The 13,898-nt window shown below is 39.4% G+C and carries 15 protein-coding genes; 6 read left to right on the top strand and 9 right to left on the bottom strand.

Translation table 11 applies throughout. The features are described 5' to 3' along the window. Positions 1 to 173: 173 nt before the first annotated feature. Together Q1A31_RS14615 and ggt are read left to right on the top strand one after the other, a co-directional pair. Positions 174 to 1,790, top strand: a complete 1,617-nt coding sequence (locus tag Q1A31_RS14615) for a GMC family oxidoreductase (RefSeq protein WP_299878196.1) — start codon at positions 174 to 176, stop codon at positions 1,788 to 1,790. A 304-nt stretch (positions 1,791 to 2,094) separates the two neighbouring features. Beyond that, the gene (gene ggt, locus Q1A31_RS14620) at positions 2,095 to 4,116 is read left to right on the top strand and encodes a gamma-glutamyltransferase (protein ID WP_299878199.1); all 2,022 of its coding nucleotides are present in this window, start codon (positions 2,095 to 2,097) and stop codon (positions 4,114 to 4,116) included. Between the two features lie 113 nt (positions 4,117 to 4,229). Here ggt and Q1A31_RS14625 read toward each other — a convergent pair whose 3' ends face one another. Next, positions 4,230 to 4,655: a hypothetical protein gene (locus Q1A31_RS14625; protein ID WP_299878202.1), complete on the bottom strand. Its 426-nt coding sequence runs from the start codon at positions 4,653 to 4,655 to the stop codon at positions 4,230 to 4,232. Positions 4,656 to 4,853: 198 nt separating this feature from the next. On the opposite strand from Q1A31_RS14625, the gene Q1A31_RS14630 reads away from it, so the two are divergent. Both Q1A31_RS14630 and Q1A31_RS14635 read left to right on the top strand, forming a co-directional pair. Continuing rightward, a complete protein-coding gene (locus Q1A31_RS14630; protein ID WP_366943032.1) occupies positions 4,854 to 5,447 on the top strand; it encodes an Hsp20 family protein in 594 nt (197 codons plus the stop codon). Between the two features lie 233 nt (positions 5,448 to 5,680). After that, on the top strand, positions 5,681 to 6,103 hold the full coding sequence (locus Q1A31_RS14635) for a group II truncated hemoglobin (RefSeq protein WP_299878205.1): 423 nt from the start codon (positions 5,681 to 5,683) through the stop codon (positions 6,101 to 6,103). Positions 6,104 to 6,237: 134 nt separating this feature from the next. On the opposite strand, the gene Q1A31_RS14640 is transcribed toward Q1A31_RS14635, so the two are convergent. Next, entirely contained in the window at positions 6,238 to 7,065 is an 828-nt protein-coding gene (locus tag Q1A31_RS14640) for a universal stress protein (protein WP_299878208.1), read from the bottom strand. Next, a complete protein-coding gene (locus tag Q1A31_RS14645) occupies positions 7,062 to 7,691 on the bottom strand; it encodes a hypothetical protein (protein ID WP_299878211.1) in 630 nt (209 codons plus the stop codon). The genes Q1A31_RS14640 and Q1A31_RS14645 overlap by 4 nt, the downstream gene beginning before the upstream one ends. Positions 7,692 to 8,055: 364 nt before the next feature. Here Q1A31_RS14645 and Q1A31_RS14650 point away from each other — a divergent pair, with 364 nt between their 5' ends. Both Q1A31_RS14650 and Q1A31_RS14655 read left to right on the top strand, forming a co-directional pair. Continuing rightward, a complete protein-coding gene (locus tag Q1A31_RS14650) occupies positions 8,056 to 8,550 on the top strand; it encodes a hypothetical protein (RefSeq protein WP_299878214.1) in 495 nt (164 codons plus the stop codon). Next, entirely contained in the window at positions 8,540 to 9,097 is a 558-nt protein-coding gene (locus tag Q1A31_RS14655; RefSeq protein WP_299878217.1) for a TlpA family protein disulfide reductase, read from the top strand. Before Q1A31_RS14650 ends, Q1A31_RS14655 begins: the two co-directional genes overlap by 11 nt. A gap of 97 nt (positions 9,098 to 9,194) precedes the next feature. On the opposite strand, the gene Q1A31_RS14660 is transcribed toward Q1A31_RS14655, so the two are convergent. The 6 genes from Q1A31_RS14660 to Q1A31_RS14685 form a co-directional block, all read right to left on the bottom strand. Further along, positions 9,195 to 11,381: an OsmC domain/YcaO domain-containing protein gene (locus tag Q1A31_RS14660; RefSeq protein WP_299878220.1), complete on the bottom strand. Its 2,187-nt coding sequence runs from the start codon at positions 11,379 to 11,381 to the stop codon at positions 9,195 to 9,197. A 275-nt stretch (positions 11,382 to 11,656) separates the two neighbouring features. Continuing rightward, positions 11,657 to 12,010, bottom strand: a complete 354-nt coding sequence (locus Q1A31_RS14665; RefSeq protein ID WP_299878223.1) for a YkgJ family cysteine cluster protein — start codon at positions 12,008 to 12,010, stop codon at positions 11,657 to 11,659. A 194-nt stretch (positions 12,011 to 12,204) separates the two neighbouring features. Continuing rightward, complete coding sequence (locus tag Q1A31_RS14670; protein ID WP_299878225.1) at positions 12,205 to 12,561, bottom strand: hypothetical protein; 357 nt, start codon at positions 12,559 to 12,561, stop codon at positions 12,205 to 12,207. An 82-nt stretch (positions 12,562 to 12,643) separates the two neighbouring features. Continuing rightward, positions 12,644 to 12,937, bottom strand: a complete 294-nt coding sequence (locus Q1A31_RS14675; RefSeq protein WP_299878228.1) for a type II toxin-antitoxin system RelE/ParE family toxin — start codon at positions 12,935 to 12,937, stop codon at positions 12,644 to 12,646. Further along, a complete protein-coding gene (locus Q1A31_RS14680; RefSeq protein WP_299878231.1) occupies positions 12,937 to 13,218 on the bottom strand; it encodes a type II toxin-antitoxin system Phd/YefM family antitoxin in 282 nt (93 codons plus the stop codon). Before Q1A31_RS14680 ends, Q1A31_RS14675 begins: the two co-directional genes overlap by 1 nt. A 138-nt stretch (positions 13,219 to 13,356) precedes the next feature. Continuing rightward, positions 13,357 to 13,746 carry a hypothetical protein gene (locus Q1A31_RS14685; protein ID WP_299878234.1) on the bottom strand — a complete coding sequence of 130 codons (390 nt, stop codon included), beginning with the start codon at positions 13,744 to 13,746 and terminating at the stop codon, positions 13,357 to 13,359. Between the last annotated feature and the right edge of the window lie 152 nt (positions 13,747 to 13,898).

The raw sequence follows: 13,898 nt of genomic DNA on the forward strand, positions 1-13,898 counted from the left end.
TAGTTTTACTTTTCATAAAAACACAAAATTTGATAAATATCAAAATATAATTCAAATTATATTACATTGATCTTTATTCATGGAACTGTTAGTTTCATTATTTACAATATTGCACGTGTTTCGATACGAAAACATGATTTATAGAAATTTAGGTTTATAGGTGGATTTCAACCATGGTAGAAGCTTCAACTGAAACAAAAAATCAATATGATTACATCGTAATAGGTGCAGGATCATCCGGTTGCGTCATGGCGAATCGATTATCAGCCGATCCTAAAAACAAAGTGTTAGTTTTAGAAGCCGGCGGTGCTGATATTAATCCGTGGATACATGTTCCCGTTGGTTATTTTAAAACCATGCATAATCCCAGTACCGACTGGTGCTATATGACGGAACCAGACAAAGGCATCAATAATCGCCGTTTACAATGGCCCAGAGGAAAAGTACTGGGCGGTTCGAGCTCTTTGAATGGTTTGCTCTATGTAAGAGGGCAAGCAGAAGATTACGATCGGTGGGAAGCACTCGGAAATAAAGGCTGGTCATACAAAGACGTACTTCCTTATTTCAAGAAATCAGAAGATCAGGAGCGTGGTGCAGATGAGTACCATGGTGTCGGTGGTCCCTTAAAAGTATCTGATTTACGTTTGCGTCGCCCCATTGCAGATTTCTTTATCAAAGCGGCTGAACAGATTGGAATTGAATTTAATCAGGATTACAACGGCGCAAATCAGGAAGGGGTAGGTTATTTTCAGCAAACTGCACATAAAGGTTTTCGCTGGAGTACCGCACGTGGATTCTTAAGACCTGCGATGAAGCGAAATAACGTCACCGTTAAAACACGCTGTCATACAAACCGTATTTTATTCAATGGTGATCAAGCCGTTGGTGTTGAGTATCAGAAGAAAGGTAAGACTTATCAGGCTTATGCCAATAAAGAAGTGATTCTTTCTGCCGGAGCGATAGGTTCTCCTCAGATTCTTCAATTATCAGGAATAGGGGAGAAATCGCTACTTGATCGATTAAAAATCCCAGTCGTAAAAGATTTGCCAGGTGTAGGTAAAAACCTTCAAGATCATTTACAAATCAGGCTGGTATTTAAAACCAGTCAGCGCACCTTGAATGATGAAGTAAATAACTATTTCAAGCAATTCAAAGCAGGGTTGGAGTACTTTTTTAAACGTACAGGACCATTGACTTTAGCTGCGAGCCAGATTGTCATATTTACTAAATCGACCCCCGAAGCTGAACGTCCTGATATTCAATTTCACATGCAGCCGTTAAGTGCAGATAAGCCGGGTGATGGCGTTCATGATTTTTCTGCCTTCACCTCATCAGTGTGTCAATTACGACCATATAGTCGTGGTTATATCGATATCGTATCGACAGATCCGTTGAAATATCCTGAAATACATCCCAATTATTTGTCTGATGATCGTGACGTTCAGATCGCTATTGATAGTGTAAAAGTGGCACGAAAAATTGCAGAGGCACCTGCCTTAAAAGACCATATTATTGATGAGTATGTGCCGGGTCGCGAGTTCCAGACTGACGAGGAACTATTAGATGCCGCACGTAAATTCAGCCAGACCATCTACCATCCAACCAGCACTTGTAAAATGGGTCATGATGAAATGGCGGTTGTCGATGATCGCTTAAAAGTGCACGACATTTCAAGATTACGTGTTGTTGATGCATCAATCATGCCCGAAATTGTATCCGGCAATACCAATGCTCCTGCAATTATGATTGCGGAAAAAGCTGCTGATATGGTTCTGGAAGATAATGCTTAATTGACTTTATCGTTATCTGATCCTTATCTAGTCGATGTTTTATTGCTGTATTCAGCGTTATTTTCGTTTTTCTACATCTTTTTTCATTTTTATTAAGGCTAATTTCGTCTAACTACACCCCCCAACTTACGAGTAGTTTTTAAGTGATAACAAAAAGTTAAAACTACTATGTAATTTATTAGTGAATTTTAGGCGTTAAATACCCATAAGTATTATTATTATAGGTATAAACTAAATCGTGATTTTGTGGTCTAACTTCGTTACCCGAGATTATTCTATCTCGGTTCAATGTGAGGGATACACTATGAAGATACGTTCAAGATTTAAGTTTTCTGTTCTCTTTTTATACTCCTTGTTATTCTCAGCTTTACTCTCCGCCCCCCTTGTTTACGCCGAACTCCCTGAAGCCGTTACCACTAAAAAAGAAATGGTGGTTACCACAAACCCGCTAGCAACAGCTGCAGGTGAAAAAATTCTTAGGAATGGAGGAACGGCAGCCGATGCTATGGTCGCTGTGCAGAGCGTACTTGGCTTAGTTGAACCACAATCGAGTGGTTTGGGCGGCGGAGCTTTTGTGGTTTATTACGATGCCCGAAAAGGTAAGTTAACCACCTTCGATGCCAGAGAAAAAGCACCAGCATCAGCCACTGGCGATCGTTTTTCTGAGTTAGGTTTTGTTGAAGCCTGGCAAAGTGGTTTGTCCGTAGGTGTGCCAGGTACACCCAGAATGATGGAGTACGTACATGATAAATATGGTCGTTTACCGTGGCGAAAACTCTTTAAACCAGCGATAAAACTGGCACAAAAAGGTTACCCATTGACGGGACGAACCAGTGAACAGGTTCAAGATCTGCTAAGCCGAAACGCTGCGTGTGATGATCGACTCTATTTCCGTGATCCCACCGCTTTCGAATATTTTGCAAATGCTGACTGTACGGCAAAAGCTGAAGGAACCATGATGTTCAATCAACCTTACGCCGATACGCTCAAAAAATTGCGTAAAAAAGGCGCAGATGGATTCTATTCTGGCGATATCGCTGAAGCCATTGCGGCAGCGACACAAGGTGATTTATCCATTGCAGGTGATATGACGGTTGAAGATCTTGCTAACTACAATGTGGTTGAGCGCGAGCCAGTCTGCCTCGATTATCGTGGTCATAATGTGTGTGGCATGGGCCCACCTTCTTCAGGTGCGCTTGCTGTTGGACAAATCCTCGGTATTTTAGAGAACTTCGATATCTCTGGAGATCCATTGGCCGTTGAAAACGTCCATCTGTTTACGCAGGCAGGCAGATTAGCCTTTGCCGATCGTGGAAAATATGTGGCTGACAGCGATTTCGTCGAAGTCCCTGTGGATGGCATGTTAAATAAAGATTACCTGGCAACACGCGCAGCGCTGATTGATCCTGAGATGGATATGGGCACGGCATCTCCGGGTGTCCCTCCCGGGGTTATCGAATTAGCAGCCGCTGATGTGACCGCAAAAAATAGCGGTACCAGTCATGTTTCCATTGTGGATCAATGGGGCAATGCCTTATCAATGACGACCACTATCGAGAGTTCCTTTGGTAATGGCGTGATGGTGCATGGATTCTTATTAAATAATGAGTTAACAGACTTCTCATTTTCCGCAGAAGATAGCGAAGGTGTTCCGATAGCTAATCGCGTCGAAGCGAATAAACGTCCTCGTAGTTCCATGTCACCTACCATCGTGTTTGATGAAGATGGTCGATTAGAAATCGTGACTGGATCACCTGGTGGATCAAGAATTATTGGTTATACCGCACAATCAATCATGAATATCATTGATTTTGGGCTAGATCCTCAGGAAGCGATTAACGTTCCGCACTATATGAATCGTAATGGTCGAACGGATGTAGAAATACCTATTGTTGATGTAACGCTGGATTATGATGCCGAGGCACTTGCCCTATCACTGAAAGAATTAGGGCATAGTGATCCAAGTGTGCCTCTGGAAGATCGTTCGGTGGGTGTCATTACCCAAACCAGTGGACTATCGATCATTCAGGTCGTAAGAAAGTCTAGAGGTCACGGACATCATCACAATAACTATGGTGATGAAGAGGAAGAGGACGTTAACGATGAGGTGATCGAGGAAGTAGAAGAAGCAGATGAACTGGTAGAAATAGAAGAGTTGCCAGAAGATACGTTGACAGATAATGTTTCAGCCAAAGTGTCAGCTAAAGGTGCTTCTAAAAATCGTGGAAGACACGGTTACTACAAAAGACACTGGAGAAATCATTATCGTACTACTTTAGTCGGTGGTGGTGATTACCGTAGAGATGGAACGGTAGGCGGAAGATAGTTTTAGCTTATTGTTAAAATCTCAGGTGAGGGCGCTTCAGGGCGTCCTCATTTAAGAGCGTCCTCATTTTATATTAAAGGCACCCCCTAACTTATAGGCCATTTTTTAAGCATCTAATCAAGTTGTTTCATATTCGCTAATACGGTCGTTCGTAATTTATGCAGAGCGCCATCTATTTCAGCAACACTGAATTCATTATCTTTACCTAGTTTTTGCCAGTTTTCTCCCCAGATAGTGACTAATTTTTCTGATTTTTCTAAAGTGATGTCAGACATTAAATGACTCAAATCTTTAATCAGTAATACTTCTGTCCAGCCGCCTCTAGCGCTCCCTTGATAATTATCTTTTTCGAAGTGCGATAAATAGGCTATTTTCTGCAATTCACCTACGTGCATGATTATCTCAAAACCTGCGGTACGGATGTTTCTATTAGACTCACTTTTCTCATTTCTCCAGGTGTTGTATCCCAACGCAGAAAAAGCGACCAACAGGCTAATGATAGCGAGTGAGTTTTGTTTTATTTGTTCCGAAATTTTCATTGTTTACCTACTTTTTCGTTGATTGTAGATTGTTAAAAAAATCGTAGAAATCACCTAAGTTACTGATAAATAAGTGTATAAAATTCTCTTGAAAAGTATTTAAAGAACCACACTATTGTAAGTGTAAGACATAAGTCGCTAGCCGATTATGACTTATAACTTTATTAATTAATTTATTGCTTCTTAGGAGAATAAAAAATGAATACTATAGATTTAACCCCATTTTACCGCAGTAGTGTAGGTTTCGACCGTTTAGGGTCTTTGATTGATTCTGCAATGCGTTCAGAACAATCAGCTGGTTATCCACCTTACAACATCGAGGTCGTTGGAGAGAGTCAATATGCAATCACACTTGCCCTAGCAGGCTTTGATGATTCGGAAATTGACATCCAGACTGAGAAGGGGGTATTGACCGTAAAAGGTAAAAAAGAAACCAAAAATGAAAAGGCTAATTACCTACATCAAGGTATTGCTAACCGTTCATTCGAGCGTAAGTTTAACCTTGCTGATTATGTAGAAGTCAGTGGCGCATCACTCGATAAAGGGTTGTTGACGATTCATCTGTTACGTGAAATTCCAGAGGCTATGAAGCCAAAGAAGATTGCTATTAACAGTAACGCTGGCGATACCCTTTCGGTTGAAGATAAGGTCGCTAATCAAAACAACAGTACTCTCGAAAACAAGGTTGTTGAGAATAAAGTTGTTGAGAACAGTGCACCAGCTAATAGTAACCCTGCCAATAATGCTTCTGAAAGTTACCTCAACGAAGCATCTAAAGGGCAAGCTGCTTAATTAGCAACATTGAGTTTAACTTTTGTTTTTACTGACGTTTTAATTCAGGTTTAACTTAAATTTAACAGAAGTTTAACTCAATTCACTAAAGACGGTGAAAAAGGCAGTCGTAATGACTGCCTTTTTTTGTGTGAAAATTTCATGCATTGGCTGCTTATCGTTTACAATTCTCTGCACTTAACGATCAAAAAGAACTTAACGATCAAAACAGATAACTTAAATAGACAATTCAAATGGCAAACTATGGTGAAGGTGCTGCAACCTATAATGCAGTTGGTGGCGAGAAGGGTTTAACGGCTCTGGTTTACGATTTTTATAAAATCATGCATGAGTCTCCAGATTATAAAAAAATCCGTGATATGCACCCGAAAGATTTAGATCTAACCACCGATAAGTTGTTGGTGTTTTTAACTGGCTGGATGGGCGGCAAGAGTGAGTACTCGAAAAAATACGGTCCAATGAGTATTCCTGGTGCGCATAGTCATTTAGCCATCGACGAGCTGGAACGTGATATGTGGTTAAGCTGTATGACAGAAGCGTTAGTCAAACAAAATTACCCTGAAGATTTAATTGAGTACTTAATTATTCAACTAGGCAGACCCGCTGAGAGAATAAGAGAAGTTAGCGTGATGATGCGCGAGAAGAAACAGAAATAAATCACGACTAAACCGTAATTAAAACCTAAGCAACCTCCAGTTTAATTACAAAAGCCACCCCCTTACTTATAGGCACTTTTTTTAAAAAAGATCGCTAAAGTAGGGAGGTGGCTTACTATAATCGCACTAAATTTTTAAACCACCGTTAACACATCGCAAGGTGCATGGTGAATTACACCATTGGTAGATGAGCCAACCAGACGCGCTAAACCTCGGCGACCGTGAGATCCCATCACAATTAAATCAACTTTGTTTTTACTGGCGTATTCTACGATTTCATCAACACGATGTCCGGATAAAACATGCAGATCAATATTTTCATTGGAAAAACCTAGTTTTTCGATGTGTTCTTCCAACTGCTTTTTTATACGCGCTAAATGTTTTTCTTCCTGCTCTGGGTTATTAATTAGAACAGGTACGGCTAATTCACCAATACTAGGGTAAAGCTCGGCAGACAAGGTTTCAGCGGCATGAACCAAAGAAACTTTTGCAGAAAAAGGCTTAGCCAGTTCAAGTGCTTTCTTAAGTGCCAAATCGGCATATTTCGAGAAATCAGTCGCGACTAAAATGTGTCGATAGCCAACGTACTCATTTTCTTCGGCTTTATTATCGACTTCTTTGAGCCAGTTGATGGCTTCTGAATCATCCTGAAAAAAGTGAACTTCGGCTTGAATAAACAAACTGCCCAGTTCGATCATTACTTTTTCCCAGAGGCTTTCGCCGACAAAGGCGATACGAAGGAAATCTTCACCGTGATCCATTCCGATCTTTAAATCTTCCCACGCTGCTTTGGCAGACCAGCCATCAAAATCTTCAACTTTTATCAGTAAAGATAAAGGACTCTCTTTTTTAAGAATGCGATCTAGTTTTGGGCGGAAAACGGCATAATCTTCTTCAACCAGTTTTCCACTTATTTGAAAAGCATAGATATGGGGTTCGTTAAGTGGGATTTCTTTAATCATGACTTATCTCCAATTAGTTTCTGATATAACTCATCCACTGAAGAGGTGATTTCCTGATTCATTTGAGCAAGTAAATCATGCTCTTCCTGATTGCTTTGTTCTTTACTCACATTTTTACTGTAACGATTTGTCTTCGTAATTTGTTTACGTACGCCCGCTCTTAACTCATCCAGTTGTTTTAACGCTTTTTCGTAATCGCCTTGCCACTGCATGGCATCGTTAAACCAGATTTGTTGTTGCTCAGAATATTGGCTAGCATCAGTCACCATGTGCTTTTGTAAGTCTACCGTAAATTCATTGAAGTCTACGATGGTTTTATCCGCAACTTTTGATAATGAATTCCAGATATTCTCAACAAGATAAGCTTTATCGAACGCAAAGGTTTCCTTTAAACTTTCGTTTAAACGATTAGATGCATCACCCCATTCACTGAGATTGTTTTTTAATTCGTCACTAACTTTATCCACTTCTTCGCGGCTTAATTCGCGCCATTCACTGATTTTTTCTTCAGCTTCTTCGAAGGCTTCCTTTAATGGTTTTTTTTCTTTTTCAACCAACTCTTCAACATGCTCAAGCATGCTCTTATAAGCTTTTTGAAGCTTATCTTGTAGTTCTATGCTGTCCATAATTTAATCCTCCAACAAACTTAATAATGACTCAATAGTTATATTCTTTGACTTAAATATAGTTTTAACGTTCAAAAATGTATAAGACTTATGTCAACAATGAGGTGTTTTGTTTTTTCAGAATATCTTAATATGACAAGTTAAACAAAGATGTTGTTCCAGAAGACCCATATATCGCTTTTAGTGTATTCATAAGCGAATTTCAGTGTTGTAGACTGGGTTGTAATTCTCGCTATCAATATGACCCATCTATGCTTTTTAGGAAGCCACAAATTTCTTTGCCCCCATTGTTTTCGCATTTATTGTCATATCAATAATCACATCTTTAGTGAGTTTAAACGCTTATGCAGATGTTAAGCAAAGTGTGTCAAAAAACTCAGACAGTGGAAGTAAAAGCTGGGAAATATCTGCAAATGGCGCAAACTTGCTTATGCGCCAAATTCCTCTCGATCAACTTAAGGCTTTTTATATCAGTCGTGGGTTTAGTCTGGATCAAATCGAACCTTATACCTCATCCTGTGTCTTTATGACTGTGCTGCGTAATGATACTGTTTCTTCAGGCCTGCATTTTAAGCGCAAAAATTTAACCGTATCTCAAGGGGGTAAATCACACCCTTTAGTCTCAGTTGAAGATTGGTTGGAGCGATTATCTAAGGTTACTGATAAGAACTCAGCATTGATTGCATTTCGCTGGGCACAGTTTCCCATTGATCAGGTTTTCGAACCTGGAGGTGATTGGAATCAGGGTATGATATCGGTGGGTTTACCTCCAGAGAGTCAATTTGATGCTGAAGTGAAATGGGATACCGAAGGCAAAACAGCCACAATAAAATTACAGGGAGTTGAGTGTGTTAAATAGTCGAGTAGTAAAAGTTGTATCAGGATTATCCATTATCTTGTCGATGACTGTCGCGGTTATTGCCGCAGAACAACCACCCTTAACCCACAAACTAACACCGGTCAAACAATCCATAATGGCACCCGCCCTTAAGTTACAGGATATGGATGAGGAAACCACCGATTTAAAAGATCTTAAAGGTAAAACCGTGGTTGTCAATTTCTGGGCAACCTGGTGTCCGCCTTGCCGAAGAGAAATGGGATCGCTAGAACGATTGCATCAAGCTACTAAAGATAAAAATGTAGAAGTATTAGCCGTAGATATTGGTGAAGACGAAGACGCAGTATTCGCCTTTTTAGGAGAGCTAGACCCATCGCCAGAATTCACCGTGCTTTTCAATAAAGATGGTTCACTTATGCAAAGCTGGCAGGTTAGGGGATTACCGACCACTTTTATCATCAACCCTAAAGGTGAAATTTCCTATCGTGCAGTGGGTGGCAGAGAGTTTGATCACCCTGACATTATCAAGGCGATTACAGACTTGAATACACCTGAAGACAAAAGTTGAGTAGCAACATTAATAATCAGTCATAGCTTTTATTTGAACATTGCTTTTATTTAAATATGGCTACGAATTAGACATAACTACGCATTAGACTTAATAACTACATTAAGGCTTTAGTTGCGCGAGCCTGATGAAGTTTCTTGTAACTTTCAATTAACTTCAGGTGTCTATCTAAACCTTCGAGCTGCATATTGGTTTTAGTGAGTCCGTAGAACGTTATTTCACCAGTAATGGAGCCTACAACATTGTTCATTGTCTCTTCGCCGAACATTTTTCTCAGGTTGACAATAAAATCATCAAGTTCCATTTCGTCGTCTAAGGAAATCTCAAGCGCAGCGTGAATTGCCTGATAGAATAAACCACGTTCTACGGTATTGTCGTTGAATTGCAGGAAGTCACCGACCAGTTCGATAGCTTCTTCAAGGTCGCTTATTGCAAGACAAATAAGGATCTTCAGTTCAAGAATTGTCAATTGTCCCCAGACTGTGTTTTCATCAAACTCGATACCTATCAGTGTTTTTATATCGGTATAGTTATCGAGCTGACTGTCTTCTAGACGTTCTTTAAGCGTGATTAGTGCATCCTCACTCAAGGTATGAATGTTCAGGATATCTTCACGATAATCTAATGCTTTATTGGTGTTATCCCAGATTAAATCTTCGACCGGATAAACCTCGGAATAGTCTGGTACTAAAATACGGCAGGCTGTTGCACCTAGCTCATCAAACACTGCGATATATGATTCTTTACCGATGCTCTCTAAAATACCAAACAAGCTGTCGCATTCTTCCTGATTACTGCCAGAAAAATCCCATTCGCAGAATTCATAATCATGTTTCGCACTAAAGAAACGCCACGAAATAACACCGGTTGAATCGATAAAGTGTTCAACAAAATTTTCAGATTCTTGCACAGCAAGGCTGTTAAAGGTGGGGGGTGGTAAATCATTTAAGCCTTCGAAACTGCGACCTTGTAGTAATTCGGTAAGGCTGCGTTCTAGCGCGACTTCAAAACTAGGATGCGCACCGAAAGAGGCAAATACGCCGCCGGTTCTTGGGTTCATCAAGGTGACGCACATCACAGGGAATTGTCCCCCTAAGGATGCATCTTTAACAACGACAGGAAAGCCTTGTGCTTCCAGTGCTTGAATCCCTTCAACAATACTGGGGTATTTGTTTAAGACCTGCTCGGGAACATCCGGCAAGGCGATTTCTTCTTCAATGATTTGTTTTTTAACAGCACGCTCAAAAATTTCTGATAAACATTGTACTTGCGCCTCGGGCAGATTATTGCCCGCACTCATGCCATTACTTAAGTACAAGTTCTCAATCAGGTTTGAAGGGAAATACACTGTTTCACCATCAGAATGCCGCGTGTATGGAATAGAGCAAATACCGCGTTCAGCATTGCCAGAATTGGTGTCGATCAGATTGGAGCCACTTAGCTCTCCATCAGGATTAAAAATCTCTAAGCAATACTCATCCAGAATGTCTGTAGGTAATTCGTCGTTTGGTCCCGGTTTAAACCATTTCTCATTAGGGTAATGGACGAAATCGCTGTTCGCTATTTCATCTCCGAAATATTGATCGTTGTAAAAGAAATTACAGTTCAAACGCTCGATAAACTCACCCAATGCAGAACAAAGTGCACTCTCTTTGGTAGCACCTTTGCCATTGGTGAAGCACATAGGGGAGGCTGCGTCGCGAATATGTAATGACCAAACATGCGGTACGATATTACGCCAGGAGGCGATCTCAATTTTCATTCCTAGATCAGCCAGAATGGCCGTCATATTGGAGATGGTTTGTTCAAGCGGTAAGTCTTTACCTAAAATAAAAGTATTCGCGTCACCTTCAGGCTGTGCCATCAACATCGCCTGCGCATCTTCAGCAAGGTTCTCGACCGATTCAATCTCAAACCCCGGGTTATTCTGTATTACCCGTTTAACCGAACAGCGTTCAATTGATCTCAAAATACCCTGACGATCCTTATCAGAAATATCTTCGGGTAATTCCACCTGAATCTTAAAAATCTGGTTATAGCGGTTTTCAGGATCAACAATATTGTTCTGCGATAGCTTGATGTTTTCCGTTGATATATCGCGAGTCTCACAATACAACTTCACAAAATATGCCGCACATAGCGCAGAAGAAACCAGAAAATAGTCAAAAGGACCCGGAGCAGAACCATCACCTTTATAGCGAATAGGCTGATCTGCAATCACAGTAAAATCATCAAACTTAGCTTCAAGTCTGAGGTTATCGAGAAAGTTAACGTTGATTTCCATTAAAGGGTTTCCGAAGTCGAGGTTTTATTGGGGCCGCTTAAAGCTTTTGACAATTAAGGTGGTTAGTAATTGCCAATGAGTAAATTGACAATGATTATAGCCATTTCACATCAGGTAACCTAGATTTTACCGCTTAAATAAAACGGTTTTAAACTCATAGAATAGATATGCCTGAGAAAAGAAGAGATTCCATGAGTAAAGATGAGTATTTTAGGATTATATGGATTGCTATTTCTAAGACGCACTTTACAAAAGATAAAACAAGTTTTGATAACCTAGACTAATACCTGCCGTGTGTTAGCGATGTAGTGATGAACCAGACTTTCAATTTCAGGGTCAACCATATCTTCAGGGCGACGACCATTAGGGCAAGGCATATTTTGTGTTGTGCCAAACAATCGGCAGATTAAAGGTCGCTCCTCATAAACCTCACAACCATTAGGCCCCAGATGTACGCAATTATAATTATCTAATGCAACTTCATGTTCAGCATCAGTTTTAACCGGCAGACGTGACATTTCCTCCGAAGAAGTAGTTACCGGACCGCAACAATCGTGACAACCTGGCACACATTCGAATGTCGGAATGCGCTCACGTAGTCGTAAAATGATTTCTTGGTTATCGTTCATTTATATCTTATTTATGTATGCAATTAGCTAACAACGTTAATCTAAATCTATGTTCAATTTCAACGAAACAAATAAAAGGAATTAGAAAAGTACTTAGCTCTGCATAAATTTTATTTACGTTTTTAAGAACAAAAAAACTTACAAGCGTGAGCGAGTGGTTTTTCCGATGTATCTACTTGTAATATGTAATTTCACTATTTAGCTGCAAAGTAAACACCACCTAAAATTAAACAAATAACTAAGATTGAATAAGCTATAAAATTATTAAAAGTACTAAACGTAGCACTTTTGGATTGCTCTTTTAAAGTTGTAATTTCTTCAGGCGATAAAGCCGATGTAACTATATGTTTTTTATCTTTTAATAATGAGACAGCATCAGAATATTGATTATTCAATACGATCCATAAGCCGACCGTGAGTGTACCACCTAAACGCATTGGTTGATGTAGAGATCTTTTAGAAGAGATGAAAGTTAAAATACCTTTATTCTCTAACTTATTAGCAATTTCTTCTGCTTCTGATAAATCGTAGAATTCTTCTAAGAGTTTCATATTTTAGAACGTCTTATAACGCCCGCATAAAAGGACGCCCGCTTTTGGCGTTCCTTTTTTAATGCGCTTGTTATACATTTATTTATTTCAGTTCTTCAGTAGGCAACAGTTGTTTCCCATGACGCACAGTTAAAACAGATATTTTGGAAATGCCAATCAAATATATCACTCGATAATTACCCTCAATTAATTCTCTGTAATCATCTTCTTGTATTTCAGGAACAATTCTTCCTAACCTCGGATGTTCCCTCAATTTATCCGTTGAATCAAATATGTTACTAGCCCACTGCATAGCTACATCAGGTTTATCCAAGGCAATATATTCCGCTATTTCGATTACTCTCTCTATTGCTAACGGTGACCACTCAATTTCCATTAACTACTGAGCTTAGTAAGAACAAGATTTTTAGCATTTTTATGTTCTATGCCTTCTCCATCATTTATTTGAGAAACTGACTTTTGAACGTCTTGAAGAAGCTCAATAGTTTCTTGCATCTCTTCATATTCTTCAACACCAAGAAGAACACCTACACCTTTACCATGCTGTGTAATTACTAAAGGTCTTTTGGTTTCTTGAATTTGTTTAAAGAAGGTTGCTACACCTGCTCTAAACTCAGAGAGAGGGCGAATATCTTGATCAAGTCTTAATCTTTGCATTTTTATCACTCCAAAATAATATTTGTACATTATATCGTACAATATTGGCTTTGTGTGGTTTTATTGTATAACGCCTTACACAGCGGAAAACGACGAGCGCGAGCGAGTTGATTTTCCGATGATGTAACTTATATGTAATTACCAAAATTTCCACCATGCTTTTTTCTGACTAGGGCTAGAAAAAACATCACCTTCCTGAGCATCGTAAACTAACCAATTTAACTCTCCAGCCATAAAAATAGCAATTTTACTACAATGGATCATGTGATTTTGAGAGGTATTGGCCATATGGAAATTAATACAATTTACTTCTTTTGACAAAGATTCATCTTCAATATTGTCACCATCAGCATTTACTACCTCTACATCTATTTCCATCCATTCTTCTTCAGTTTTACCTTCGTAAATAAAATTTTTAACGCCATTCTTTTTAACATTAGACATGGAATTTAAAAGCTTATTTATTTTCTTCCGAGAAGCAAATTTAGAAAACTCATCATCACTCTTGGCAGTTAAGTCAAAGCTCATGTCTTTATCCTTATTAAATTACAGTTTATTGGTTTTGCGTCGCAGACACATAACGCCTTGCTCAGCGGAAAATTGCGAGATTCTATGTCCACATTCAAGATAAAAAAACCTAAACAGGACGAAATTCAGCTTGATCTCTCATCAGTGCAAAA

Origin of the sequence: uncultured Cocleimonas sp. (assembly GCF_947495625.1) — a bacterium.
Taxonomy (GTDB): domain Bacteria; phylum Pseudomonadota; class Gammaproteobacteria; order Thiotrichales; family Thiotrichaceae; genus Cocleimonas.